This window comes from Pseudomonas sp. SO81 (genome assembly GCF_030374125.1).
In the GTDB taxonomy this organism is placed as follows: Bacteria; Pseudomonadota; Gammaproteobacteria; order Pseudomonadales; family Pseudomonadaceae; genus Aquipseudomonas.
In genome coordinates, this window is sequence record NZ_CP126126.1 from 3,074,619 (window position 1) to 3,096,329 (window position 21,711).

Genomic DNA, 21,711 nt, shown 5'->3' on the forward strand with positions numbered 1-21,711 from the left:
GATCAGCTCGTCTGGGTGCTGGAGGTGGCGCTGGGCTGGGCATTGGCCGGCAGCAGTGCCTTGAGGACCTGGTCGCGCGGGCCGAACATCTTCTGCGTGCCCTCCTGCAGTACCAGCAGCTTGTCGACCACGGCCAGCACGCTGGGCCTGTGGGTCACCAGTACCACGGTGGAGCCGTGCTTGCGCAGGGCGTCGATGGCGGCGACCAGGGCGGCTTCGCCGGCGTCGTCGAGGTTGGAGTTGGGTTCGTCCAGCACCACCAGCGCCGGCTTGCCGTACAGTGCGCGGGCCAGGGCGATGCGCTGCTTCTGGCCACCGGACAGACCGAGGCCGCCCGGGCCCAGCGGAGTGTCGTAGCCCTGCGGGAAGCGCAGTACCATCTGATGGATGCCGGCCAGGGTGGCGGCCTCAATGACCTTGGCCGAGTCGGTCTCACCGAAGCGCGAGATGTTCTCCGCCACGGTGCCGTCGAACAGCTCGATGTCCTGCGGCAGGTAGCCGATATGTGGGCCCAGGGCCTCGGCATCCCATTGGCCGATCTCGGCGCCGTCCAGACGCACCGAGCCGTAGCTGCACGGCCACACGCCGACCATGGCGCGGGCCAGGGATGACTTGCCCGAGGCGCTGGGGCCGATCACCGCCAGCACTTCGCCCTTGTTCAGCGCCAGGTCGATGCCGTTGGCCGCCGGGCGCTTGCTGCCTGGGGGAGTCACCACCAGGCGTTCGATGCGGATGGCGCCGGTCGGGTCCGGCAGGCTCATGCGTTCGGCCTTGCGCGGGAATTCTTCGAGCAGCTGACACAGGCGGCGATAGCTGGCCTTGGCGTTATCCAGCTGTTTCCACGAGCTGATGGCCTGTTCGGCCGGCAGCATGGCTTTGCTGATCAGGAAGCCGGCGGCCATCATCACCCCGCCGGTGATCTGCCCTTCGAGGATCAGCAGCATGGCCACGCCCATCGCCAGGGACTGCCAGGCGGTACGCACCAGGCGGGTGATGGTGGAGATGCGCGCGGCCTGGTCGCTGGCCGCGGTCTGCGCGCCGATCAGTCGCTGCTGCAGGCCGGCCCAGCGCTTCTGCAGGTTGCTGAGCATGCCCATGGCCTGGATCACTTCGGCGTTCTGCAGGGTGCTGTTGACGTACTTGGCCGAGTGCACGGAGATCTGGTTGGCCTCGTCCAGGCCCTTGCGGGTGGCGTGTTCGTTCCAGATCGCCAGGCAGAACAGGATCACCGCGCCGAGCAGGGTGAACAGGCCCAGCCAGGGGTGCAGCAGGCCGGTGACGATGAGGAAGATCGGCATCCAGGGCAGGTCGAGCAGGGAGATCAGCGCCGAGCCGGTGAGGAACTGGCGCAGGGCATTGAGATCGCTGAGCACCTGCGCCGGGTTGGCGTTGTGCTCCTTGAGACTCTTCTGGAAGGCCACGCCGAACAGGCGCTCGCCCAGATCGAGATCGATGCCGACGCTCATCTTGATCATCACCTGGCCGCGCACCCACTCGACCAGCGAGCTGAGCAGGAACAGGCCCAGCGCCAGCAGGGTCAGCAGCAGCAGCGTCATCTCGTTGCGACTGGCCATCACCCGGTCGAACACCTGCATCATGTAGATGGCCGGCACCACGGTCAGCAGATTGATCACGCCGCTGAACAGGGCGATGACCCAGAACAGGCTGCGATACCGCAACAGGGCGGCATCGATATCACGGGTAGGGTCGAGGCGTAAGCGCATAGGGGAGGGGTGGTCACTCGGTCATTCGCGGCATGATGCCATTATCGGCCGAGAATGGGCATGCTGCAGGCCCTTCATCGGCGGCTGTGCGGGAGTCGTTAACCGCCTGCAATGGGGCCGGCTAAAATGCCCGGGTCAGTTCGCGCTCGCGAACGCCCCCTATCTGCAAGGAGTTCTTATGTTGTTCCCAAGGATGCTGGCCCTGTTTCTGTTGTTGGTCGGCACCACCCAGGCGCGTGCCGAGTCGCTGGTATTGCTCACGGAAAATCTTCCGCCCTTCAACATGGCCGTCAGCGGCGGTAACTTCGCCCGCGACGAAGGTGTCAGCGGCATCAGTTCCGAGACCATGCGGCTGGTTTGCCAGCGTGCGGCCATCGAGTGCCAGCAGATTCTCCGCTTCCCCTGGGAGCGGGTCTACAACCAGGCCCTCAAGGATGCCGGCTACGGCCTGTTCTCGGTGGCCCGTACGGCGGAACGCGAAGACCTGTTCAAGTGGGTCGGTCCCATCGCCAGCGAAGACTGGGTGCTGCTCGCCCGTGGCGATTCGTCGATCCAGCTGAGCAGCCTGGACCAGGCCAAGCAGTACCGACTGGGTGGCTACAAGGGCGATGCGCCTAGCGAGAAGGTGGTCGAGGCAGGCCTGGAGGTGCAGCAGTCGCTGTACGACAAGGAGAACCCGGTGCGCCTGGCCGAGGGCCAGATCGACCTGTGGGTCACCTCGTCGATCGCCGGCCAGCACCTGGCCCGCCAGCAGGGCTACAAAGACTTCCGCGTGGTCCTGACCTTCGGTCGTGGCGACCTCTACCTGGCGCTCAACAAGCAGACGCCGGACGCCACCGTGGACAAGCTGCGCACCGCCCTCGAGCAGCTGCGTAGCGAGGGCCAGTTGCAGACCATCGCCCAGAAGTACTGATTGCGCAGCCATCTGATACAAGCACCCGCCGTCCTCGGGTTGGTTCGCTTCTTGCGTGCCTTTGCGCCGCGAGCGACTCCTCGGCGACGGCCGGCGTGACGCAGTTCAACGTAGTTGGTCGATGGCGTGGCACTATGCGCGCTTCCAACTGCGCCGGTCAGCGTGCCGGTCGGAGCCGCCCAGGGTGCAACGCCCGTGGTCGGCCACTTGCAGAGAAGTCGCCCAAACAACCATAATCTGGAGCTGTACTGCAATGTTGAAATATCTGCACAAGGGGCTGTTTATCGGCCTGCTGGTACTGGCCGGCGGCGCCCGAGCCGAAATCTCCGAAGACTACAAGGTGGTCCTGCTGACGGAGAACTTCCCGCCGTTCAACATGGCCATCGACGACAAGAACTTCGCCCGTGACGACAGCATCGACGGCATCAGTGCCGACATCGTGCGCGAAATGTTCAAGCGTGCCGGCATCGGCTACAACCTGAGCCTGCGCTTCCCCTGGGATCGCATCTATCGCCTGACCCTGGACAAGGCCAACTACGGGCTGTTCTCCACCACCTTCACCGAAGAGCGCAAGCCGCTGTTCAAGTGGGTCGGTCCGCTGGCCAAGAGCGAGTGGGTGCTGCTCGCCGCGCCGGGTAGCACGATCAAGGTCAACAACCTCGAAGAGGCGCGCAAGTACAACGTCGGTGCCTACAAGAACGACGCCGTCAGCCAGCACCTAGAGAGCAAGGGCCTGACCCCGATCAACTCCCTGCGCGACCAGGAGAACGTGGCCAAGCTGATGAGCGGCAAGATCGACCTGTGGGCCACCACCGATCCGGTCGGCCGTTACCTGGCCAAGCAGGAAGGCGCCAGTGGCCTGCAGGTCGTGCTGCGCTTCAACAGTGCCGAGCTGTTCCTGGCGCTGAACAAGGAGACCCCGGACGAGGTGGTCGAGCGCCTGCAGAAGGCCCTGGACGAGCTGCGCGGCGAAGGCTTCGTCGACGAGATCACCAACAACTATCTGTAAGCCTTCCGGGCGCCATTGGCGCCTGCCCGCCGGGGCAGTGGCGGCACACCGCCACTGCTTCCCGGTTCGTGCTAACCTTCTGCCGCCCGTGGCCTCAGCCGCCTGGCGGGCACCGGAGGGCGCGTGCTCTCCCGCCTCTCCCGACTGTCAAGGATACGGATATGTTGTTGAAGCGACTGACCATGGTGTTGCTGGGCCTGGGCCTGCTGTTGTCCACCCTGGCGCGAGCCGAGCTGCCCGCCGACTACAAGGTGGTGCTGCAAACCGAGAACTTCCCGCCCTACAACATGGCGACCAACGGCAAGAATTTCGCCCGTGAGGAGAATCTCACCGGCATCGCGGTGGACGTGGTGCGCGAGACCTTCAAGGCGGCCGGCATCCCGTACACCATGACCCTGCGCTTCCCCTGGGCGCGGGTCTACAAGATGGCCCTGGAAACCCCGAACAACGGCGCGTTCGTGATGGCCAAACTGCCGGAGCGCGAGAAGCTGTTCAAGTGGGTCGGCCCCATCGGCCCGGACGACTGGGTCATGCTGGCCAAGGCCGATAGCACCATCAATCTGATCAGCCTGGAGCAGGCCAAGTCCTACCGGGTCGGCGCCTACAAGGGCGACGCCATCGAGGAACACCTGATCAAGCAGGGCCTGGAGCCGGTCAGCTCGTTCCGTGACCAGGAGAACGCGCACAAGCTGCAGGAAGGCAAGATCGACCTGTGGGCCACGGGCGATCCCGCCGGCCGCTACCTGGCCAAGCAGGAAGGCATCACCGGTCTGAAGACCGTCCTGCGCTTCGACAGCGCCCAGCTTTACCTGGCGCTGAACCCGGAAACCCCGGACGAAGTGATCGAGCGCCTGCAGAAGGCTCTCGACGGCCTGCGCGCCAGCGGCAAGGTCGACCAGATCTTCCAGAGCTACGTGCAGTAAGTTCTGCGCACATGAAAAACCCGGGCTTGCCCGGGTTTTTTTATTTGCACCGGCGGTATCAGTCGCCGCGGGTGACGCTCAGGCCCTTGAGCAGATTGAGCGCCTGGCTCAGCTGGTAGTCGTCGTCCTGCGGGCGCGGATCCTGTTTCTTCTTGCCGTTGCTCGGCTTGTCCGCGCCGCCGTTGCCGTTGCCCAGGTGGCCGGCCAGATCCGCTTCCTTGATCAGCTCGCCGCCTTCCTCGCGAGTCAGCTTGGCGCGGGCCACTTCGATGTCCGGCACTATGCCCTGGGCCTGGATGGAGCGGCCGTTGGGGGTGAAATACAGGGCTGTGGTGAGCTTCAGGGCACGGTCGTTGTTCAGCGGCAGCACGGTCTGCACCGAGCCCTTGCCGAAGCTGTCGGTGCCCATCAGCACACCGCGCTTGTGGTCCTGCAGGGCGCCGGCGACGATCTCCGAGGCCGAGGCGCTGCCGCCGTTGATCAGCACCACCAGTGGCACGCCTTCGCTGGCGTCGGCCGGATCGGCGTTGAAGCGCAGCTCGGAGTTGGCGATGCGGCCCTCGGTGTAGACGATCAGACCCTTCTTGAGGAAGTGGTCGGAGACCTCCACCGCGGCTTGCAGCACGCCGCCGGGGTTGTTGCGCAGGTCCAGCACCAGGCCGCGCAGCTTCTTGCCGTTGTCCTTGCGCAGCTTGGCCAGGGCCTTGCCGACTTCCTCGCCGGTGTTGACCTGGAACTGGGTGATGCGGATCAGGCCGTAGCCGTCTTCCAGCAGCTGGCTCTTCACGCTCTTGACCTTGATCACCGCGCGGGTCAGCTCGACGTCGAACGGGCGACCGCCCTCGCGCACCAGGGTCAGGTTGATCTTGCTGCCGGCCTTGCCGCGCATCTTGTCCACCGCCTCCATCAGCGACAGGCCCTTGGTCGGCTGGCCATCGATCTTGACGATCAGATCGCCCGGCTGGATGCCGGCCTTGGAGGCGGGGGTGTCGTCGATCGGCGAGACCACCTTGATGAAACCGTCTTCGGTGCCAACCTCGATGCCGAGGCCGCCGAACTCGCCGCTGGTGCTCTCCTGCAGCTCGGCGAAGGCTTCCGGCTCCAGGTAGGCGGAGTGCGGGTCGAGGTTGCTGAGCATGCCCTTGATGGCGTTTTCCAGCAGGGTCTTGTCGTCCACCGGCTCGACGTAGGCGGCCTTGATGCGGTCCATCACCTCGGCGAAGGTGCGCAGCTCCTCCAGCGGCAGCGGCGCCTTGCCATTGACCGCGGCGGCGGGCGCCTCGGCGGCTTCGGCGGCCAGCACGGCGGGGCTGCCGAGCAGCAGGCCGATGGCCAGGGCGATGGGGGTGAGACGACGGAATTGCTGCATGTGAACTCCCAATGTAATGAGGCGCTGACAGCGTCGGGCTGTCATCCCTGGGCGCGGCACCATTGCGCCGGATCGCTCGGGCGACCCTGCTGGCGAATGGCGAAATACAGCGCCGGGGTGTCCTGGCCGCCGCTGGTGCCGACCGTGGCGATGGCCTCGCCGGCTTGCACCAGGTCGCCGGCATCCTTCAACAGACTCTGATTGTGGCCGTACAGGCTCAGATAACCGTTACCGTGGTCGAGGATGACCAGAAGCCCGGCGCCGCGCAACCAGTCGGCGAACACCACGCGCCCGCCGTGCACCGCATGTACCTGGCTACCGGCCGAGGCACCGATCATGACGCCGTCCCATTTGGCCCGGGAATCGCCATCGCGGGTCGAGCCGAAGCGCGCCACCAGGCGGCCGTTGACCGGCCACGGCAGCTTGCCCTTGGCCTTGGCGAAGGGCCCGCCGAAGCTGGCGCCATCGCTGGAGACCGCAGGGCCCAGCGGCAGCGGCTTGCTGTTGGGGTTGCGTGCCTGTTGTGCTTCCACAGCGGCCAGGCGCCGTGCTTCTTCGGCTTCGCGGGCCTGACGGGCCAGGGTTTCCTCGATGGTCTTGAGAACACGGGCGAGCTCGATCTGTTCCTGCTCGCGTGCCTTGAGCTTGCGGTCGCCGGCGCCGTATTCCTTGTTCAGCTTGGCCAGCGCGGCCTGGCGCTCCTTGCGCACGGCGGCGAGGGCCTCGCGGCGACTGTCCAGCGCGCCTTTCTGCTCCAGCAGCTGGTTCTGCTGGTTGGCGATATCGGCTTCCACGTTGGCCAGCTGGCGCAGGGTCTCGTTGAAGGCGCTCAGTTGTTCCAGGCGGGCCTTGCCGAGGTAGTCATAGTAGGTGAGGGTGCGCGCGAACTGTTCCGGCTGCTGCTGGTTGAGCAGCAGGCGCAGCGGCTCCTGCTGGCCGCTCTGGTAGGCGGCGCGGGCCTGGATGGCGATCAGCCGTTGCTGTTCAAGGCGCGACTGCTGGAGTTTTTTTTTCTCCTGGTCGAGGCGCTTGAGCTCTTCCTCGCTCTTCTTCAGCTCGCCTTCCAGGCCCTTGACCTGCTTCTCCAGGCCGCCCATTTCCTTCTCGGTGCGCTTGAGCTCCTTCTGCACGCCGGATTTCTCCTGCTGCAGCTTCTCCAGCAGCTTCTTCAGCTCGGCCACGTCGGTGCGGGCGGCTTCCAGCTGCTTCTGGGTTTCCGCCTTCTCGTCGGCGAAGGCCGGAGCGAGCAGGCAGGACAGGAGGACGAGAGTGAGGGCGCGGAACATGGGCGATGCGGCACCTGGAGCGGGGGAGGGGCCTAGTATGCCCGTGGTGCCGAGCAAAAAAAACGCCCGCCGGCGGCAGCCGGCGAGCGCTTCACGGATTGCTTCGGGTTATTGCAGTTCGACGATGGTCTTGCCGGTCATTTCAGTCGGCACCGGCATACCCATCAGGGTCAGCAGGGTCGGTGCCACGTCGGCCAGCACGCCACCGGCGCGGATGGTCGCCGGGCGCTTGCCGACATAGATGAAGGGCACGGGCTCGCAGGTGTGGGCGGTGTGCGCCTGGCCGGTGCACTCGTCTTCCATCTGCTCGACGTTGCCGTGGTCGGCGGTGATCAGCGCCTCGCCGCCGACCTTGTCCAGCGCTGCGACGATGCGGCCGACGCAGCTGTCCAGGGTCTCGACGGCGGCGACGGCGGCGGCGAACACGCCGGTGTGGCCGACCATGTCGCCGTTGGCGTAGTTGACGATGATCACGTCGAAGCGCTGGTGCTCGATGGCATCGACGATCTTGTCGGTGACCTCCGGCGCGCTCATCTCCGGCTTGAGGTCGTAGGTGGCGACGTTCGGCGACGGGATCAGGATGCGCTCTTCGCCGGCGAAGGGTTCTTCGCGGCCGCCGGAGAAGAAGAAGGTGACGTGGGCGTACTTCTCGGTCTCGGCGATGCGCAGCTGGGTCTTGCCGTTGTTGGCCAGGTACTCGCCGAGCACGTTGGTCAGCGGCTCCGGCTTGTAGGCGCTGGGCGCCGGGATGCTCGCCGCGTACTGGGTGAGCATGACGAAGCCGGCGAGTTGCGGCACGCGCTTGCGCTCGAATTCCTTGAAATCGGCCTCGACGAAGGCGCGGGTCAGCTCGCGGGCGCGGTCGGCGCGGAAGTTCATGAAGACGATGGCGTCGCCGTCTTCGACCTTCACCGGCTCGCCGATGGTGGTGGCCTTGACGAACTCGTCGCTCTCGTCGCGGGCGTAGGCGGCCTGCAGGCCTTCGACGGCGCTGGCGGCGTTGAACTGGCCCTGGCCTTCGACGATCAGGTGGTAGGCCTGCTCGACACGGTCCCAGCGGTTGTCGCGGTCCATGGCGAAGTAGCGACCGGTGAGGCTGGCGATGCGGCCCTTGCCGAGCTTGGCGAAGGTGGCGTCGAGGAGCTCGATGGAAGGCTGGGCGCTCTTCGGCGGGGTGTCGCGGCCGTCGAGGAAGGCGTGCAGGTAGATCTTCTCGGCACCGCGGCGGGCGGCCAGTTCGGCCATGGCGACCAGGTGGTCCTGGTGGCTGTGTACGCCGCCGTCCGACAGCAGGCCGAGGATATGCACGGCCTTGCCGGCGCCGACGGCCTTGTCCACGGCGGCGTTGATCTCGCTGTTCTCGAAGAACTCGCCGTCGCGGATCGCCTTGGTCACCCGGGTGAAGTCCTGGTACACCACGCGGCCGGCGCCGAGGTTCATGTGGCCGACCTCGGAGTTGCCCATCTGTCCGTCCGGCAGGCCCACGTCCATGCCGCTACCGGAGATCAGGCCGTGCGGATAGGTGGCGCGCAGACGGTCGTAGACCGGCGTGTTGGCCGCGTGGATGGCGTTGTACTCGGGGTTGTCGCTGTGGCCGAAGCCGTCGAGGATGATCAGGACCAGGGGTTTGGGCGTGGCGCTCATGAAAGCTGGCTCGCTATGGATGATCAAAAAAGGTCGCGCATTTTAGCGGCGGAAGCCCGCCGCGTCACCGCCGGGCGGGGCTTGGCCCGATGGGCGCGCTGTGTATACTGGCCGCCATTTTAAGGCTTTGGAACCTCCCGATGTTGGCCCAACTGATTGAATTTGCCACTAACCACTATGCATTGGTCGGCTGCTTCGCCGTGCTGGCGGTGCTGCTGCTGGTCACCGAGCTGCGCAAGGGCGGGCAGAGCCTGTCCAGCCGCGAGCTGACTACGCTGGTCAACCGCGACGAGGCGGTGGTGCTGGACATTCGCAACAGCAAGGATTTCGCCGGCGGCCATATCGTCGATGCCCTGAACATCCCGTTCGACAAGGTCGCCAGCCGTATCGCCGAGCTAGAGAAGCACAAGGCCAAGACCATCATCGTGGTCGACGCCATGGGCCAGCATGCCGGCAGCGTCGCTCGCGACCTGAAGAAGGCCGGCTTCACCGCGGCCAAGCTGGGTGGCGGCATCGCCAGCTGGCGCAGTGACAACCTGCCGGTAGTCAAATGACATGAACGAGGTGGTCGTCTATTCCAGCGCCTGGTGCCCTTACTGCATCCGCGCCAAGCAGTTGCTCAGCGGCAAGGGTGTGGCGTTCCGCGAGATCAGCGTGGACGGCCAGCCCCAGGTGCGTGCCGAGATGACGCGCAAGGCCGGGCGCACCTCGGTGCCGCAGATCTGGATCGGCGCCACCCATGTCGGTGGCTGTGACGACCTCTTTGCCCTGGAGCGCGCCGGCAAGCTCGACGCCCTGCTCGGCGCCTGAACCCTTTCAGAAACCCGTAACAAGAAGAATCGCCATGACCGAACAAGCAGCAAGCAACGGCAACGAAGGCCCACAGTTCTCCCTGCAGCGCATCTATGTGAAGGACCTGTCCTTCGAAGCGCCGAAGAGTCCGGAAATCTTCCGTCAGGAGTGGGCGCCGAGCGTCGCTCTGGACCTCAACACCAAGCAGAAGCAGCTGGACGGCGACTTCCACGAGGTGGTGCTGACCCTCTCGGTGACCGTGAAGACCGGCGAAGAGATCGCCTTCATCGCCGAAGTGCAGCAGGCCGGCATCTTCCTGATCAAGGGTCTAGACGCCGCCTCCATGAGCCATACCCTCGGCGCGTTCTGCCCGAACATCCTTTTCCCCTACGCCCGTGAGGCGCTGGACAGCCTAGTGATCCGCGGCTCGTTCCCGGCCCTGATGCTGTCGCCGGTGAACTTCGATGCCCTGTACGCCCAGGAGCTGCAGCGTCAGCAACAGGCCACCGAACAGGCCTGATCTGCGCGCATGTGAAAGAGCCGCCGCGAGGCGGCTTTTTCGTTTCAGGAGCCGGCGAAATCCAGTTGGCGCCAGGCTTCGTAGACCACCACGGCCACCGCGTTGGACAGATTCAGGCTGCGGCATTGCGGACGCATCGGCATGCGCAGACGCTGTTCGTCGGGAATCTGCGCCAGTACTTCGGCCGGCAGACCGCGGCTTTCCGGGCCGAACAGCAGCATATCCCCCGTTTGGTATTCCATTTGCGCGTAGCTGTGACTAGCTTTAGTGGTGAATGCCAATATTCTGTCGGGGTGGGTGGCTGTGATACAGTCGTCCAACGAATGATGGCGTTTTAATGTCGCGTATTCGTGGTAGTCCAGGCCGGCGCGGCGCAGGCGCTTGTCATCCAGGTCGAAACCCAGGGGTTCGATCAGGTGCAGGTGGCAACCGGTGTTGGCGCACAGGCGGATGATGTTGCCGGTATTCGGTGGGATCTCCGGCTGGAACAGGACGACATGGAACATTGATCGGGCTCAGATAGGTCTGTAGCCACCATTCTACAACGCACCTGGCGCGACTCGCCCCATGCAGGGCAAGCGACGGCAGGACGCAGGGGGACATCGCAGTTGGTGTGGTTCGCAAAAAAAAGAAAGACAGCGGACGGATTACTGGGTATCGAGACCGGCCCCGAGGGCATCGCCCTGGCGCGGGTCCAGCGCATGCCCGGCGAAGCGCCGCGTCTGCTCGACTGCCTGTTCCACCCGGCCGCTCCGGCCGAGCAGCCTGCCGTGCTCAGAAGCCTGGTGGCCGAACGCGGCCTCGCCGGCATGGCGGTCAACCTGGTGCTGCACCCCGCCACCTACCAGATGCTCCTGCTCGATGCTCCCGACGTGCCCGCCGAAGAGCTGCGCGATGCCATGCGCTGGCGGGTCAAGGACCTGATCGCCGAATCCCTCGAACAGGTGGTGGTGGATGCCTTCACCCTGCCCAACGACGCCTATCGCGGCCGCTCGCGCATGGCCTACTGCGCTGTGCTGGGGCGGGCGCGCATGCAGGCCTGGGGCGATCTGATCGGTCAGGCCGGGCTGGCACTGCGCAGTATCGACGTTACCGAGATGGCCTTCCGCAACCTCGGCCTGCTGGCCGGCGCCGAGGGCATGAACATCGCCCTGCTGCGCCTGCGTTCCAGCGAAGGCCTGATCTGCGTGCAGAACGGCGCCGACCTGTATATGGCGCGGCGCATCGAGCAGGGCCTGGAGAAGGCCAGCGGCGATTACGGCGCCGTGACCCTGGAGATCCAGCGCTCGCTTGACTACTTCGAGAGCCAACTGGGCAAGGGCTATATCAACCGCCTGCTGCTGCTGCCGGCCAAGCGCAACGGCGCCGCGGCGCTGCAGGCTCTGACCGCCGGCCTGGCGGTCAAGCTGCAGGCGCTGGACCTGCGTGAGCTCTTCCCCGGCCAGGCCAGCGCCGAGCTGGATGATTCCCAGCAGGCCTACTGCATGGCCGCGGTCGGCGCCGCCCTGCGCCAGGAGGTTCTCTGATGCAGAACCTCAACCTCTATCAGGTCGAGCGCCAGCGCCGTGCCGGCCCGCAGAAGGCGCAGATGCTGCTCGGCCTCGGCGTGCTGGCGCTGCTCTGCCTGCTGCATGCCACCTGGCAGGGCTGGCAGCTGCATCGGGCCGGGCAGAGCCTGGCCGCCGCCGAGGCGAAGGCCCAGGAGCAGGAGACGCTGCTGGCGGCGGCCAAGTCCAGCTTCGTCGAGCCGCAGCTGGACGATCGCCTACCCGGCGAGCTGGCGGCCAGCGAGACGGGCAATCGCCAGCTGCAGCGCCTGATCGCCTATCTGCAGGTGCTCTCTGAGCAGCAGAGCGCAGGCTTCGTCGCGCCGCTCATGGCGCTGGCCGAACATCACCCGCAGGGTGGCCTGTGGCTGAACGGCATTCATCTGCAGGACGGTGGCCTGCAACTGCGTCTGCAGGGACGCAGTCAGAACCAGCAACTGTTGCCGCAATACCTGGATGCCCTGGGGCGCAGTCCGGTATTCAAGGGGCGCGAGTTCGCGCGCCTGGATGTGCAGCGCGGCGAGGACCAGTTGCTCGACTTCGACCTGTCCTCGCGGCCCGCCGATCAGGAGAAGGACGATGAATAAGTGGCTGCAACGCTGGCAGGGCATGGCCGCCCGCGAGCAATGGCTGACCTACGGCGTCGCTGTGGCGGTGCTGGGCATGCTCTATCTGCTGCTGGTGGGCGATCCGCTGGCGGCGCGGGTGGCCAGTCAGAAGGCGGCGGTACAGCTCGCCAACGGCCGCGTCGCCGAGGCGCGGAGCGGCATTGACGACCTACAGGCCAGGCTCGCTGCCGACCCCAACATCCCCTATCGCAGTGCCCTGCTGGCGGCCTCGGCCAGCCGCGAGGAGCTGCTCCGCCAGATCGACACCAGCACCGCCGAGCTGGTGACGCCGGAGAAGATGAAAGCGGTGCTGGAGAGCCTGCTGCAGGCCCAGCAGGGCCTCAGCCTGATGGGCATGCGCAGCTTCAGCGAGCCGGTGCAGCTGCCCGACGCCAGTCAGCCGGTGGCCATTCCCGGTCAGGCCGTCGAGGCTCCGGCGCCGTTGCCGGCCACCCTCTACCGTCACGGCCTGGTGCTGCAGCTGGAAGGCGGTTATTTCGACCTGCTGCAGTACCTGCAGGCGGTGCAGCAGAGCGGCTGGAAGCTGAACTGGGACAGCCTCGACTACGAGGTCGGCGAGGCCGGCCCGAGCCGCGCGCAGATCAGCCTGAAACTCTTCACCTTGAGCCGCAAGGCGGGATGGGTCGGTGTCTAGAGCCTTGTTCCTCAGTCTGCTGCTGGGTTGCGCAGCGGCCCAGGCGGCGGTCGATCCGACCCAGCCGCCGGCCAATCTGCGCCCGGCCAGCAGCGCCGTCGAGGCGCCTGCCGCGCTGGTCCTGCAGGCCATCCTGCGTGGCGCCCAGGGCAGCCGCGCGGTCATCGATGGCCAGAGCCTGCGCGTCGGCGAAGAACATGCCGGCCTGCGCGTGCTGGCCATCCACCCGCATTCCGTATTGATCGAGCGCCAGGGGCAGCGTGAAGTGCTGCGCCTGGCCGAACCCGTTATGAAGCCGAGCCGATGATGCCCATGACCCCGATACTGCCGAAACGAGGCCTGCTGCTAGGCCTGGCATGCCTGCTCAGCGCCTGCCAGACCTTCATCGATGGCGACAAGCAGCTCTACGAGCAGAGCGGCAAGCTGCTCGACGAGAGCCTGCAGCAGGCCCAGGGCAAGGTGGCGCCGCCACCCGCCGTGCAGGCCGCCCTGATCCCGCCGCTGACCAGCAGCACCAGCTTCAGCGGTGGCCCGCGTTTCGACGTGGCGGCCAACGACATGCCGGCCCGCGAGTTTTTCCTCAGCCTGATGGAAGGTGCCGGGCAGAACCTGGTGGTGCATCCGGAAGTGACCGGCACCATCACCTTCAGCCTGCGCCGGGTCACCCTGGAAGAAGTCCTGGCCGCAGTGCGCGACAGCTATGGCTATGACTACCGCCGCACCAGCTACGGCTACCAGATCCTGCCGAACAAGGTGGTCACCCGCAGCTACGATCTCAACTACCTCAACCTGCAGCGTCTGGGCGAGTCGGACACCCGGGTCAGCTCTGGCCAGGTGGAGAGCACCGAGAGCGACTCCAGTTCCAGCGACGATGGCGGCAGCTCCAGCAGCGACCGCTCGGTGACCACCCTTAACGCCAGCAAGGTAGTGACCACCAGCAATGTCGACTTCTGGAAGGAAGTCCAGGGCGTGGTGCAGGCCATAGTCGGCGGCGAGGAGGGCAACAGCGTGGTGGTCAACCCGCAGGCCAGCCTGCTGGTGGTACGGGCCAACAGCGCCGACCAGGAAAACGTCGCGCGCTTCCTCGAGCAGGCGCAACGCAACCTGCAGCGCCAAGTGGTGCTGGAGACCAAGATCCTCGAGGTGCAGCTGAACGACGGCTTCCAGGCCGGCATCAGCTGGGAAAAAATCGGCGGTGACGTCAGTGCGGGCATCGATGGCGACACCATCGACGGCCCGACCGATATCGATGGCGTATTCAGCACGGTGCTCAGCTTCGGCGACTTCACCGGGCTGATCCAGCTGTTGCAGACCCAGGGCGAGGTGCGCGTGCTGTCCAGCCCGCGCATCTCCACGCTGAACAACCAGAAGGCGGTGATCAAGGTCGGTACCGACGAGTTCTTTGTCACCGAGGTCTCGTCCAACAGCTCCACCACCACCGTCGCCGGCGTCACCCAGCCGACCCAGGACGTGACCCTGACCCCGTTCTTCTCCGGCATCTCGCTGGACGTGACCCCGCAGATCGACCAGAACGACGTGGTCACCCTGCACGTACGGCCGACCGTGAGCCGCGTGGTCGACCAGAACAAGACCATCGTCCTCGGCGAGGACAATGTGTTCAACCTGCCACTGGCGTTGTCCACCTCGCGCCAGTCCGACTCCATCGTGCGTGCCCGCAGCGGCCAGGTGGTGGTGATCGGCGGCCTGCTGCAGAACAACAACCAAAATACTGACGCCGAAGTGCCGTGGGCCAGCACCCTGCCCATCGTCGGCAACCTGTTCAAGCAGCAGCGCAAGGCTCTGGAAAAGAGTGAGCTGGTCATCCTCATGCGTCCGCAGGTGGTCAGCGAGGACGTCTGGCTCGACGAGATCAAGCGCAGTGCGGAAACCTTCAAGGAGCTGAGGTAAGGCGATGTACGAGGCCTTCTTTGGTCTGCGCGAGAAACCCTTCGCGCTGACGCCCAATACCGGCTTCCTGGTGCAGCTGGCGCCCTATCAGGCGTGCCTCAACCTGCTGCGCGTGGCCCTGGGCGAGGGAGAGGGCTTCATCAAGGTGACCGGCGAAGTCGGCACCGGCAAGACGCTGCTGTGCCGTGCCCTGCTCAACGAACTGGAAGGCGAGCGCTACCAGCTGGCCTACCTGCCCAACCCCGGCATGAGCCCGGTAGGCCTGCGCCAGGCCCTGGCCCGCGAGCTGCTGATCGACGGCGTCGAAGAACTGGACACCCAGGCCGTGCTGGATGCCCTGCATTGCCGGCTGATCCAGCTGGCCGCCGAAGGGCGCAGCACCGTGGTGCTGATCGACGAGGCCCAGGCGCTGCCGACCGCTACCCTGGAGGCCCTGCGCCTGCTGACCAATCTGGAGACCGAGCAGGCCAAGCTGCTGCAGGTGGTGCTGTTCGGCCAGCCGGAACTGGACGCCACCCTGGCCCGCGACGAGTTCCGCCAGCTGCGCCAGCGCATCACCTTCTCCTACCAGTTGCGCCCGCTGGACGTGAAGGATTGCACCCGCTACCTCAACGAACGCCTGGCCGTGGCCGGTTATCGCGGTGAGCCGCTGTTCGGCCCGCGTGCCATCCGCCATCTGGTGCGCGGCAGCGGCGGCATCCCGCGGCTGATCAATATCCTCGCGCACAAGGCGCTGATGGTGGCCTTCGGCGAGGGCCGCCGCCAGGTCGGCGCCGAGCACGTGCGCCGCGCCCAGCTGGATACCGAAGGCGCGCAACCCTTCCTGCGGCGGCGCCCGGCCTGGCTGGGCTGGGGCCTGGCCGCGGTGAGCCTGTCGCTGCTGGCGGCGGTCGGTGCCTGGCCCTGGCTCAGCCAGTGGCGGGAGTTGCTGCCATGAGCCTGGTCAACGACATGCTGCGCGATCTCGAAGAGCGCCGCGCCGCACCCACCGAGCGCCTGGCTCTGGAGGGCCTGCAGGCGGTAGATGAAGCCGGTGCCGCGCGCCGCGAGCGCAGCGAACGCCTGCGCCGCGGCTCCATCTGGTTCCTGGCGGTGATGCTGATCGCCGTGCTGATCGGCGTGATGATCGGTCGAGTGGTCAATGGTCAGATTCCCTGGGGCGGGGTGATGCCCAAGCCCGAGGAAGCGCCTGCCGTGGCGGCGGTCGCCGCACCGCGCCTGCTCGAAGTGCTGCCGCAGAACAACGGTCGCAGCCTGACCCTGCAACTGCTGCTGGAGCGCTCGGTACCCTACCAGCGCACCGAAGAGAGTGGCGCGGTGAGCCTGCGCCTGCCGGGCGTGCAGCTGGCAGGCGCGGCTCAGTCCGGTCGCGTGCAGCGCGATGGGCGCAGCCTGTCCTGGCGGGTCGAGGCCCAGGGCCAGGATGTCCAGGTGCTGCTGGTTGGCCTCGGCGAGGGGCTGCAGGTGAGCGATCGCCTGGAGCCGGCCGGCGATCGCTGGCTGCTGTGGATCGAGGTGCCGCTGAGCGAACCCGCCGCTGCGGTGGAGAACGAGGTGGCGCTGGAGCAGCTGCCCGCCGCCGCGCCGGCCAGCGAGGAGCCGATCGAACCGGCACTACCCGACTGGGCCACAGCTCCGGTACCGCCCGCCAATGCTCGCGAGCAGATCGCTGCGCCGCCGCGGGTCGAGCCGCCCAGCGGCCCGCCCGAAGTGAAGATCCAGCCCTACCGGCCGGACGGCCTGGCCAAGGCGCGCCAGGCGATCCAGGCTGGCGACTACGCCAAGGCCATCGCCGAGCTTGAGGAATTGCAGAAGAGCCGCGGGCGCGACCCGGAAGTGCTGCGCTGGCTGGCGCGCGCCTATCTGGCCGACGGCCAGCAGCAGCGCCTGCTCGGCTGGTTGCCGGCGCAGCTGGCGCAGATGCCCTACGACAGCGAGCTGCGCCTGTTGCTGGCCCGCGCCCAGTTGCAGGGCGGCGACACCAAGGGCGCCGTGGCGACTCTGGAGCAAAACGCACCGGCGTTGGCCCAGGAACCGACCTATCACGCGCTGCTGGCCGCCAGTTACCAGCAGACCGGGCAATGGCAGGAGAGCGCCGCGCTGTACCGGCAGATGGTCGCCCTGCGCCCCAGCCAGTCCACCTGGCAGCTGGGCCTGGCCATCGCCCTGGAACAGCTCGACCAGCCGGCCGAGGCTGCCCGTCACTATCGCCTGGCCCTGCAGGGGCTGGGGCTGGACGAGAGCGCCCGGCGCTTCGCCAGTGAACGCGCCGCGGCGCTGGGAGGTCGGGGATGACTGAAGACGTACGTCAGCGCAAGGTGCGCCTGGGCGACCTGCTTGTGCAGGCCGGCCTGATCAGCGATGCCCAGCTACAACTGGCCCTGCAGGAGCAGAAACGCACCGGCTCCAAGCTCGGCCGCACCGTGGTCGACATGGGCTTCGTCGCCGAAGTGAAGCTGCTTACCGCGCTGTCCGAGCAGCTGAAGATTCCCTTCATCGAACTCAAGCACTTCAAGTTCGACCAGCAATTGGTGCAGACCCTGCCGGAGGCCATGGCCCGGCGCTTCCGCGCCATCGTCCTGTCGCGTGAGGGCGGTGGCGTGCTGGTCGGCATGTCCGACGCGCTCGACCTGTTCGCCCTCGACGAGATGGAGCGCATCCTCAAGACCCGCGTGCATCCGGCCGTGGTGCGCGAGGCGGAGCTGCTGGCCACCCTCGACCTGGTATATCGGCGTACCAGCGAGATCGCCTCGATCGCCGGCGAACTGGAAGGCGAGCTGCAGGACAGCGATTTCGACCTGTCCAAGCTCGGCGCCGACAACGTCAGCGACGCGCCGGTGGTACGCCTGCTGCAGACCCTGTTCGAAGATGCCGTGCAGATGAAGGCGTCGGACATCCATATCGAGCCGGACGAGGGCGTGGTGCGCATCCGCCAGCGCATCGACGGCGTGCTCAACGAGCAGGTGATGAAGGAGCAGCGCATCGCCTCGGCGCTGGTCATGCGCCTGAAGATCATGTCCGGACTGGACATTTCCGAGAAGCGCCTGCCGCAGGACGGCCGCTTCAACATCCGGGTGAAGAACCGCAACATCGACGTGCGGGTGTCGACCATGCCCGTGCAGTTCGGCGAGTCGGTGGTGATGCGCCTGCTCGACCAGAGCGCCGGCATCTCCAACCTGGACGCCGGCGGCATGCCGCCGGACATGCTGGCGCGCTTCCGCCGCCTGCTGCAGCGGCCGTTCGGCCTGGTGCTGGTCACCGGCCCCACCGGTTCGGGCAAGACTACCACGCTATACGCGGGCCTCGCCGAGCTGAATAGCCCGGAGAAGAAGATCATCACCGTGGAAGACCCGGTGGAATATCGGCTGCCGCGGATCAACCAGGTGCAGGTCAACACCAAGATCGAGCTGACCTTCGCCCGCGTGCTGCGCGCCGCCCTGCGCCAGGACCCGGACATCGTGCTGATCGGCGAGATGCGCGATCAGGAGACCGCCGAGATCGGCCTGCGCGCCGCGCTCACCGGTCACCTGGTGCTGTCCACCCTGCACACCAACGACGCACTGACCTCCGCCATGCGCCTGATCGACATGGGCGCCGAGCCATTCCTCGTCGCCACCTCGCTGAACGCAGTGCTGGCCCAGCGCCTGGTGCGCCGTGTGTGCGAGAACTGCATGGAAGACCACCAGCCGCAGCCGCAGCAACTGGCCTGGCTGGAACACCTGTACAACGGCTCGCTGGCCGGGCGTACCTTCAAGCACGGTGCCGGCTGTCACCAGTGCCACAACACCGGCTACTCCGGGCGCCTGGGCGTCTACGAGCTGCTGGAGATGGACGAGTCGATGGTCGCCGCGCTACGGCGCAACGACCCCCAGGGCTTTGCCGAGGCGGCGCGCAACAGCGACAACTACCGTCCGCTGGCCGCCTGTGCGCTGGACTATGCGCTGGCCGGCGTCACCAGCGTGGAGGAGGTGCTCAAGGTCTGCGCCACCCTCACCGACGAGGTGCTGGCGTGACGAGGGCTGAGGCGTGAGCCAGTTCCGCTACACCGGGCGTGATGCCCAGGGTGGCAAGGTCGTTGGCACCCTGCAGGGCGCCAGCAGCGACAGTGTGGCCAGCGATCTGCTGGCGCAGAAGATCACGCCGCTGACCATCGAGGAACAGGCCGAGCAGACCAGCGAGGATGTGCTCGCCACCCTGCGCGAGAAGCTGCGGCGCAAGCGCGTCGACCTCGAGGAACTGATCATCTTCTGCCGCCAGATGTACAGCCTGAGCAAGGCCGGCGTGCCGATCATCCGCGCCATCGGTGGTTTGGCCGAGTCGCACCGCAACCAGTACTTCCGCGAGGTGCTGCAGGCGGTGCGCGCCGACCTGGAAGGCGGCATGAGCATGGCCATGGCCCTGCATACCCACCCCAAGGTATTCAACACCCTGTTCATCAGCATGATCAGCGTTGGCGAGAACACCGGCCAGCTCGACCAGGCCTTCCGCCAGCTGTCCAGCTATCTGGAACTGGAGCGCGAGACGCGCAAGCGCATCAAGCAGGCGACCCGCTATCCGCTGTTCGTGCTCGCCGCCATGGGCGTCGCCCTGGTGGTGATCAACCTGTTCGTGATCCCGGCCTTCGCCAAGGTGTTCGAGCAATTCAAGGCCGACCTGCCCTGGCCAACCCGGGTGCTGATCGGCACTTCGCAGTTCTTCCAGGACTTCTGGTGGTTGCTGGCGATCCTGTTCGGCGGCGCGCTCTACGCCTTCTTCAAGTGGATCGAGACCGATGACGGTGCGCTGCGCTGGGACCGCATCAAGCTGCGTCTGCCCATCGTCGGCGGCATCTTCGAACGCATCGCCCTGGCGCGTTTCACCCGCACCTTCGCCATGATGTACAAGGCGGGTGTGCCGCTGCTGCAGACCCTGTCGATCAACAGCGCCAGCGTCGGCAATCGGCATATCGGCCAGGCCATCCTCGGCATGCGCGAGGGCGTCGAGCGCGGCGAGGCGCTGACCCGCACGGCGTCGGCCAGCGGCCTGTTCACCCCGCTGGTGTTGCAGATGATGGCGGTCGGCGAAGAGACCGGCGCGCTGGACGACCTGTTCGTCGAGGTGGCGGATTTCTATGAACAGGAAGTGGACTACGACCTCAAACAATTAGCATCGGCCATCGAACCGATCCTGATCGTGGCCATGGGTGTGATGGTGCTGGTGCTGGCCTTGGGCGTGTTCCTGCCCATGTGGGAGCTGGCGTCGGTGGCCAAGGGCGGCGCGTGAGCCCGGACTACGAGGCCGACTATTGGGTACGACGCTCGCGACTGTTCGGTTGGGGGCTGGGGCTGGTAATGCTGGTGAGCGTGGTGCTGGCGCTGGGCTGGAAGATCGCCGAGGTCAGCGAGGAGCGGGCCATGCAGGCCACTCGCGAACACCTGGCCGCCAGCCTGAGCAGCCTGGCGGCGGAACAGATGGCGAAGGACCGGGGGCTGGACAAGTCCTGGAGGAAGAGGAATCCGTTCGTGCTGCTGCGCTGGCAGCAGGACAACTACTGCGGCGAACTGGCCGCAGACGGCGAGCCGCAGAGCGGCTGCTGGTACTGGCTGCAGAACCAGGCCTGGGTGCTGTATCGACCCAGGTTCGCCGACGGATGGACAAGAGAGGGGAGTGAGGTGCGCGCCTGGAGGCTGTTGGCAGTTCCCGAAGGAATGCCGACTGCGTCACAATCCGGTCGAGGCGCCTTTGCCCTGGAGCTTGAAGCGGTCCCTGCCGTGGAATTGGCCGCGCAAGGGTTTTGAGTCACAGAGGAAGAAAGATGAAGAACAGCAAAGGCTTTACCCTAATCGAACTGGTGGTGGTGATCGTTATCCTCGGCATCCTTGCCGCAGTGGCGCTACCGCGCTTCATGAATGCCACCAAGGATGCTCATCGCGCCGCTGTGGAGGGGGCCGGTGGAGCATTGGCTTCCGCCGTGGTGCTGGTGCGCTCGCAGTGGGAAGTCAACCGTAGCAAGGGCATCGCCACCCCCAACACCAACGTTGCTGGGTTCGGTACCGGCACTGTCGATGTGAATGCCAGCGGCTGGCCGCTTGGCACTGCGGATACGCTCGACTGCGTGCAGCTGTGGGGCGCTTTGCTGCAAGGCTCGGCGCCTACTGTGGCCGCTGCTGCCGCGACAGGCATCGACTACGTTGTCACCAGTACCGGTACGAACTGTGTCTACACCTATCAGGCGGACGACGGCAACGACACCATTACCTACGAATCCACCAACGGCACCGTGAACACGGTCTTCACCGAATAATCCACTCCTGGGGACTTTGAAAAATGAAAAGACAACAAGGTGGTTTCACCCTGATCGAGCTGATCATGGTCATCGTGATTCTGGGCATTCTGGCGGCATTTGCACTGCCTCGGTTTGCTGATCTGGGAGGGGATGCCCGTCAGGCCTCCATCAACGGCGCTTTGGGGGCAGTTAAGAGTGCGAGTGGCATTGTTCACTCCGCCGCTCTTGCTCGGAATGTGACAGGCGACCTCACTACGCCGGCCACTGTTTCGCTGGAAGGTACCAACATCAACGTTGTGTTCGGATATCCGCAGGCAAGCGCTACGGGAATTCAGGCGGCTGCGCAACTGGTCGCTGCCGACTACACCATTGCGTTTGCTGGCAATGTGATGACCGTTACTCTTGGGACTTGTTCTTTTACCTATACCCAGCCCACAGCTGCGAACACTGCTCCTGTTATTTCGGGTATTACCGATAGCAACACTACGGTGCCTGGCTGCTGAGGCTAGCTGACTTGGCGCAACGCGGCTTTACCCTGGTCGAGCTAA

Annotated in this window: 23 protein-coding genes; 18 read left to right on the forward strand and 5 right to left on the reverse strand. The window is 66.0% G+C overall.

Features of this window, described 5'->3' with window-relative positions; translation table 11 throughout:
• Positions 1-2 precede the first annotated feature (2 nt).
• Positions 3-1,724 (reverse strand): type I secretion system permease/ATPase, encoded by a 1,722-nt coding sequence (locus tag OH686_RS14290; protein ID WP_289533441.1) that lies wholly within the window; start codon positions 1,722-1,724, stop codon positions 3-5.
• Between the two features lie 178 nt (positions 1,725-1,902).
• Between OH686_RS14290 and OH686_RS14295 the strand changes: the two genes are divergently transcribed.
• The 3 genes from OH686_RS14295 (at position 1,903) to OH686_RS14305 (ending at position 4,569) form a co-directional block, all read left to right on the forward strand.
• The gene (locus OH686_RS14295) at positions 1,903-2,637 is read left to right on the forward strand and encodes a substrate-binding periplasmic protein (protein WP_289533442.1); all 735 of its coding nucleotides are present in this window, start codon (positions 1,903-1,905) and stop codon (positions 2,635-2,637) included.
• Positions 2,638-2,890: 253 nt separating this feature from the next.
• Positions 2,891-3,646: a substrate-binding periplasmic protein gene (locus tag OH686_RS14300; protein WP_289533444.1), complete on the forward strand. Its 756-nt coding sequence runs from the start codon at positions 2,891-2,893 to the stop codon at positions 3,644-3,646.
• Between the two features lie 164 nt (positions 3,647-3,810).
• Positions 3,811-4,569 carry a substrate-binding periplasmic protein gene (locus OH686_RS14305; RefSeq protein ID WP_137974859.1) on the forward strand — a complete coding sequence of 253 codons (759 nt, stop codon included), beginning with the start codon at positions 3,811-3,813 and terminating at the stop codon, positions 4,567-4,569.
• A gap of 58 nt (positions 4,570-4,627) precedes the next feature.
• Here the strand turns inward: OH686_RS14305 and OH686_RS14310 are convergent, their stop codons facing one another.
• The 3 genes from OH686_RS14310 to gpmI all read right to left on the reverse strand — a co-directional run bounded on the left by OH686_RS14310 (position 4,628) and on the right by gpmI (position 8,868).
• Positions 4,628-5,938, reverse strand: a complete 1,311-nt coding sequence (locus OH686_RS14310) for a S41 family peptidase (protein ID WP_289533446.1) — start codon at positions 5,936-5,938, stop codon at positions 4,628-4,630.
• Positions 5,939-5,979: 41 nt separating this feature from the next.
• Positions 5,980-7,224: a murein hydrolase activator EnvC family protein gene (locus OH686_RS14315; protein ID WP_137974756.1), complete on the reverse strand. Its 1,245-nt coding sequence runs from the start codon at positions 7,222-7,224 to the stop codon at positions 5,980-5,982.
• 108 nt (positions 7,225-7,332) lie between these two features.
• A complete protein-coding gene (gene gpmI, locus OH686_RS14320; protein ID WP_289533447.1) occupies positions 7,333-8,868 on the reverse strand; it encodes a 2,3-bisphosphoglycerate-independent phosphoglycerate mutase in 1,536 nt (511 codons plus the stop codon).
• A 140-nt stretch (positions 8,869-9,008) separates the two neighbouring features.
• Between gpmI and OH686_RS14325 the strand changes: the two genes are divergently transcribed.
• The 3 genes from OH686_RS14325 to secB are packed head-to-tail and all read left to right on the forward strand — an operon-like array spanning position 9,009 to position 10,180.
• Positions 9,009-9,422 carry a rhodanese-like domain-containing protein gene (locus tag OH686_RS14325; protein ID WP_289533449.1) on the forward strand — a complete coding sequence of 138 codons (414 nt, stop codon included), beginning with the start codon at positions 9,009-9,011 and terminating at the stop codon, positions 9,420-9,422.
• 1 nt (position 9,423) lies between these two features.
• The gene (grxC, locus tag OH686_RS14330; protein WP_137974759.1) at positions 9,424-9,678 is read left to right on the forward strand and encodes a glutaredoxin 3; all 255 of its coding nucleotides are present in this window, start codon (positions 9,424-9,426) and stop codon (positions 9,676-9,678) included.
• Between the two features lie 34 nt (positions 9,679-9,712).
• Positions 9,713-10,180, forward strand: a complete 468-nt coding sequence (secB, locus tag OH686_RS14335) for a protein-export chaperone SecB (protein WP_137974760.1) — start codon at positions 9,713-9,715, stop codon at positions 10,178-10,180.
• Between the two features lie 44 nt (positions 10,181-10,224).
• Here the strand turns inward: secB and trmL are convergent, their stop codons facing one another.
• Positions 10,225-10,686 (reverse strand): tRNA (uridine(34)/cytosine(34)/5-carboxymethylaminomethyluridine(34)-2'-O)-methyltransferase TrmL, encoded by a 462-nt coding sequence (gene trmL / locus OH686_RS14340; RefSeq protein WP_289533450.1) that lies wholly within the window; start codon positions 10,684-10,686, stop codon positions 10,225-10,227.
• Positions 10,687-10,881: 195 nt separating this feature from the next.
• Between trmL and OH686_RS14345 the strand changes: the two genes are divergently transcribed.
• The 12 genes from OH686_RS14345 to OH686_RS14400 are packed head-to-tail and all read left to right on the forward strand — an operon-like array spanning position 10,882 to position 21,666.
• Positions 10,882-11,706, forward strand: coding sequence for an MSHA biogenesis protein MshI (locus OH686_RS14345; protein ID WP_289533451.1), 825 nt, complete (start codon positions 10,882-10,884; stop codon positions 11,704-11,706).
• On the forward strand, positions 11,706-12,314 hold the full coding sequence (locus OH686_RS14350) for a PilN domain-containing protein (RefSeq protein ID WP_289533452.1): 609 nt from the start codon (positions 11,706-11,708) through the stop codon (positions 12,312-12,314). Before OH686_RS14345 ends, OH686_RS14350 begins: the two co-directional genes overlap by 1 nt.
• Positions 12,307-12,990, forward strand: a complete 684-nt coding sequence (locus OH686_RS14355; protein ID WP_289533453.1) for a type II secretion system protein M — start codon at positions 12,307-12,309, stop codon at positions 12,988-12,990. The genes OH686_RS14350 and OH686_RS14355 overlap by 8 nt, the downstream gene beginning before the upstream one ends.
• Entirely contained in the window at positions 12,983-13,297 is a 315-nt protein-coding gene (locus OH686_RS14360; RefSeq protein ID WP_289533454.1) for a Type II secretory pathway component, read from the forward strand. The genes OH686_RS14355 and OH686_RS14360 overlap by 8 nt, the downstream gene beginning before the upstream one ends.
• A 5-nt stretch (positions 13,298-13,302) precedes the next feature.
• The gene (locus tag OH686_RS14365; RefSeq protein ID WP_289533456.1) at positions 13,303-14,898 is read left to right on the forward strand and encodes a pilus (MSHA type) biogenesis protein MshL; all 1,596 of its coding nucleotides are present in this window, start codon (positions 13,303-13,305) and stop codon (positions 14,896-14,898) included.
• Between the two features lie 4 nt (positions 14,899-14,902).
• The gene (locus OH686_RS14370) at positions 14,903-15,835 is read left to right on the forward strand and encodes an ExeA family protein (RefSeq protein WP_289533457.1); all 933 of its coding nucleotides are present in this window, start codon (positions 14,903-14,905) and stop codon (positions 15,833-15,835) included.
• Complete coding sequence (locus OH686_RS14375) at positions 15,832-17,193, forward strand: tetratricopeptide repeat protein (protein WP_289533458.1); 1,362 nt, start codon at positions 15,832-15,834, stop codon at positions 17,191-17,193. Before OH686_RS14370 ends, OH686_RS14375 begins: the two co-directional genes overlap by 4 nt.
• Entirely contained in the window at positions 17,190-18,911 is a 1,722-nt protein-coding gene (locus OH686_RS14380) for a GspE/PulE family protein (protein ID WP_137974768.1), read from the forward strand. The genes OH686_RS14375 and OH686_RS14380 overlap by 4 nt, the downstream gene beginning before the upstream one ends.
• A gap of 13 nt (positions 18,912-18,924) precedes the next feature.
• A complete protein-coding gene (locus tag OH686_RS14385) occupies positions 18,925-20,160 on the forward strand; it encodes a type II secretion system F family protein (RefSeq protein ID WP_289533460.1) in 1,236 nt (411 codons plus the stop codon).
• Entirely contained in the window at positions 20,157-20,675 is a 519-nt protein-coding gene (locus tag OH686_RS14390; RefSeq protein WP_289533462.1) for a hypothetical protein, read from the forward strand. Before OH686_RS14385 ends, OH686_RS14390 begins: the two co-directional genes overlap by 4 nt.
• A gap of 17 nt (positions 20,676-20,692) precedes the next feature.
• Complete coding sequence (locus OH686_RS14395; RefSeq protein ID WP_289533463.1) at positions 20,693-21,181, forward strand: type II secretion system protein; 489 nt, start codon at positions 20,693-20,695, stop codon at positions 21,179-21,181.
• Positions 21,182-21,204: 23 nt separating this feature from the next.
• Complete coding sequence (locus tag OH686_RS14400; RefSeq protein WP_289533465.1) at positions 21,205-21,666, forward strand: prepilin-type N-terminal cleavage/methylation domain-containing protein; 462 nt, start codon at positions 21,205-21,207, stop codon at positions 21,664-21,666.
• Positions 21,667-21,711 lie beyond the last annotated feature (45 nt).

What these genes read in the sequence shown, in the direction of transcription:
- OH686_RS14290 (WP_289533441.1), bottom strand. Translation starts at nt 1,724, where the DNA reads ATGCGCTTACGCCTCGACCCTACCCGTGATATCGATGCCGCCCTGTTG.
- OH686_RS14295 (WP_289533442.1), top strand. Translation starts at nt 1,903, where the DNA reads ATGTTGTTCCCAAGGATGCTGGCCCTGTTTCTGTTGTTGGTCGGCACC.
- OH686_RS14300 (WP_289533444.1), top strand. Translation starts at nt 2,891, where the DNA reads ATGTTGAAATATCTGCACAAGGGGCTGTTTATCGGCCTGCTGGTACTG.
- OH686_RS14310 (WP_289533446.1), bottom strand. Translation starts at nt 5,938, where the DNA reads ATGCAGCAATTCCGTCGTCTCACCCCCATCGCCCTGGCCATCGGCCTG.
- OH686_RS14315 (WP_137974756.1), bottom strand. Translation starts at nt 7,224, where the DNA reads ATGTTCCGCGCCCTCACTCTCGTCCTCCTGTCCTGCCTGCTCGCTCCG.
- gpmI (WP_289533447.1), bottom strand. Translation starts at nt 8,868, where the DNA reads ATGAGCGCCACGCCCAAACCCCTGGTCCTGATCATCCTCGACGGCTTC.
- OH686_RS14325 (WP_289533449.1), top strand. Translation starts at nt 9,009, where the DNA reads ATGTTGGCCCAACTGATTGAATTTGCCACTAACCACTATGCATTGGTC.
- grxC (WP_137974759.1), top strand. Translation starts at nt 9,424, where the DNA reads ATGAACGAGGTGGTCGTCTATTCCAGCGCCTGGTGCCCTTACTGCATC.
- secB (WP_137974760.1), top strand. Translation starts at nt 9,713, where the DNA reads ATGACCGAACAAGCAGCAAGCAACGGCAACGAAGGCCCACAGTTCTCC.
- trmL (WP_289533450.1), bottom strand. Translation starts at nt 10,686, where the DNA reads ATGTTCCATGTCGTCCTGTTCCAGCCGGAGATCCCACCGAATACCGGC.
- OH686_RS14345 (WP_289533451.1), top strand. Translation starts at nt 10,882, where the DNA reads ATGCCCGGCGAAGCGCCGCGTCTGCTCGACTGCCTGTTCCACCCGGCC.
- OH686_RS14350 (WP_289533452.1), top strand. Translation starts at nt 11,706, where the DNA reads ATGCAGAACCTCAACCTCTATCAGGTCGAGCGCCAGCGCCGTGCCGGC.
- OH686_RS14355 (WP_289533453.1), top strand. Translation starts at nt 12,307, where the DNA reads ATGAATAAGTGGCTGCAACGCTGGCAGGGCATGGCCGCCCGCGAGCAA.
- OH686_RS14365 (WP_289533456.1), top strand. Translation starts at nt 13,303, where the DNA reads ATGACCCCGATACTGCCGAAACGAGGCCTGCTGCTAGGCCTGGCATGC.
- OH686_RS14370 (WP_289533457.1), top strand. Translation starts at nt 14,903, where the DNA reads ATGTACGAGGCCTTCTTTGGTCTGCGCGAGAAACCCTTCGCGCTGACG.
- OH686_RS14375 (WP_289533458.1), top strand. Translation starts at nt 15,832, where the DNA reads ATGAGCCTGGTCAACGACATGCTGCGCGATCTCGAAGAGCGCCGCGCC.
- OH686_RS14380 (WP_137974768.1), top strand. Translation starts at nt 17,190, where the DNA reads ATGACTGAAGACGTACGTCAGCGCAAGGTGCGCCTGGGCGACCTGCTT.
- OH686_RS14395 (WP_289533463.1), top strand. Translation starts at nt 20,693, where the DNA reads ATGAAGAACAGCAAAGGCTTTACCCTAATCGAACTGGTGGTGGTGATC.
- OH686_RS14400 (WP_289533465.1), top strand. Translation starts at nt 21,205, where the DNA reads ATGAAAAGACAACAAGGTGGTTTCACCCTGATCGAGCTGATCATGGTC.